The sequence below is a fragment of the Micrococcus sp. APC 4021 genome, assembly GCF_030407635.1.
In the GTDB taxonomy this organism is placed as follows: Bacteria; Actinomycetota; Actinomycetes; order Actinomycetales; family Micrococcaceae; genus Micrococcus; species Micrococcus luteus.
On the sequence record NZ_JASDCZ010000198.1, the window covers coordinates 1 to 2,048 of the forward strand.

Here is a 2,048-nt window from a genome sequence, read left to right on the forward strand (position 1 = left end):
GGAGAGCATCTGGAAGCGGGACATGCCTTCCAGGGTGTCAGCTGGCCCCCTGGATCCATTCTCAGACACGCCCTAGGCCTGGACGTCCAGGGGAACCCGGAGTCCGCCAAGCGGAACACGGTTAAGGCGCTCACGGCCCTAGCCAGGGCGGGAGCAATCACCTCGAGCGGGAATGCCCGCACCGGCGTGCGCGCCGAGTACGCGCTGAACCTCGCCCCGGGGATCGTGTACCGACCGACGGGGTCCGGCCGAGACGTGACATGGACCGCCGAGGCCCAGGACCCCGGGCAGGGCTGGGAGACCGAAATGGTCCCCCACCTGGGGGACCGCCGTGGTCCTACCTGGGGGACCGAAATAGTCCCCCACCTGGGGGACCAAAACGGTCCTGACAGGGGGACCAAAATGGTCCCCCCTAGGAGTACCCAGGAACCACTGGGAGGAACACCCCAGGAACCACGCGAGGAGAATCGGGTCGCCTCCCAGCGCGACCCCGGTACGCGCGCGAGGACTTCGACCCCTCCGGCTGACGCCGTCGGGCGCGAGGACGACGAACGCAACCGCCAGGCCGCCGCGCTCCGCGCCAAGTACCCCGACCACGAGCATCGCGACCCCTCCAAGGCCTCCGAGGCCGACGGCGTCACCTTCGACGACTTTTGGGACGTGTACCCCCGCAAGGTCGGGAAGAAGGCCGCCCGCGCCGCATGGCGGGCCGCTCTCCGGGAGGCCCCGGCCACCGACATCGTCGACGGCGCACGCCGCTACGCCGAGGACCCCAACCTCCCGTCCGGGGCCGAAGCACAGTACGTCGCGCACCCGTCGACGTGGCTCCACGCGGGCCGCTGGGAGGACGACCCCCTCCCGCCGCGGCACGCGAGCGCCACCGGACGCGAGCCCGGCCACTCCACGCCCGCCCCGGACCTCTCCGCGTGGAACAGCTACACGCCCGCCTATGAGCACGACGACCCCGACGCCCCGCGCTTCCACGAGGACCCGCTACCCCTGTGAGCCGCCACGACCTTCACGGGCTCGCGCCGACACCCATCACGGCCCCCTCCACAGCCTTCACGCCGCCACCACGAAAGGCCCCGCATGAACAACGTCTTCCCGCCCCTGACGCCCACGATCGAGCTCGAGCTCCGCGACACCATCGGGGCCGAGCTCCGCCGCCTCCGCGGCGCCGCCGCCCTCACCCAGTGCGAGACCGCCGCACGCGCCGGACTCACCCAACGGATGCTGTGCTACCTCGAGCGCGGCGAACGCCGGCCCTCACGCGAGACCCTGATCCGCCTTGCATGCGCCCTCGACATCAACTCACCCGGCCTCGCCTGGACCCAGGCCCTAGCCGACCGCCTCGAGGACATCACCGGCCCCCACATGGCCGGGAAAACCGTCCCCCGGCCCGCCGGCGACCCCGAACGCACGGCCACGCTCCGCGCCGAGCTCGAGACCCTCCGCGCCACCATCCGCCGAGGACAGGACCGCCTCAACGTCGCCCCCGACTTCGACGACCTCCGGCTCATGGTCGCCCGAGGTGAACGCATCGCCGAGGACATGACCGGCCGCCTCGAGTGGCTCGAGGCCCACCCCGTCACCGGCCACTGACCATCCCAGACCCCCGACCCCTACGACCCCGTCACAGCGCTACACGACCCCAGAAAGGGACCACCGATGTTCGACCTCCAGCCCATCACCGACCGTCTGAACGAAGCCACGGCCCGCTACACGGCCGCCCGCCACGACGCCGCCCACTTCGAGGACGAGGACCTCAGCATCCCCGCCCGCGACCGCCGCCGCGCCGAACTCGCCCAAACCGCCCAGGACGCCTACCGCCACGACGTCGACGCCGCCCGCGCTGCGCTCGACGCTGCCCAGGCCACCCACCAGCGGAACCTGGACCGCGTCCCCGACCCCCAGGGCTCCACCCGCGACGCGTGGGACCGCGCCCGCATGCTCCTTGACTCCGGCCGCACCCTCGCCGAAGTCGTCGCCACCGCCGACCGGGAAACCCTCCTCGCCCTCAAGGAATGGGCACCGACCTACCTCGAGAC

General features: G+C 72.0%; 3 protein-coding genes. All 3 read left to right on the forward strand.

All coding sequences use genetic code 11. The features are described 5' to 3' along the window. The first annotated feature begins 402 nt into the window (after nt 1–402). Nucleotides 403–1,005 (forward strand): hypothetical protein, encoded by a 603-nt coding sequence (locus QL983_RS11095; protein ID WP_290153013.1) that lies wholly within the window; start codon nt 403–405, stop codon nt 1,003–1,005. 84 nt (nt 1,006–1,089) lie between these two features. Continuing rightward, nucleotides 1,090–1,602, forward strand: a complete 513-nt coding sequence (locus QL983_RS11100) for a helix-turn-helix transcriptional regulator (RefSeq protein ID WP_119217618.1) — start codon at nt 1,090–1,092, stop codon at nt 1,600–1,602. 66 nt (nt 1,603–1,668) lie between these two features. Next, nucleotides 1,669–2,048, forward strand: a 380-nt coding sequence (locus tag QL983_RS11105) for a hypothetical protein (protein ID WP_290153015.1), incomplete at its 3' end; no start/stop codon positions are given.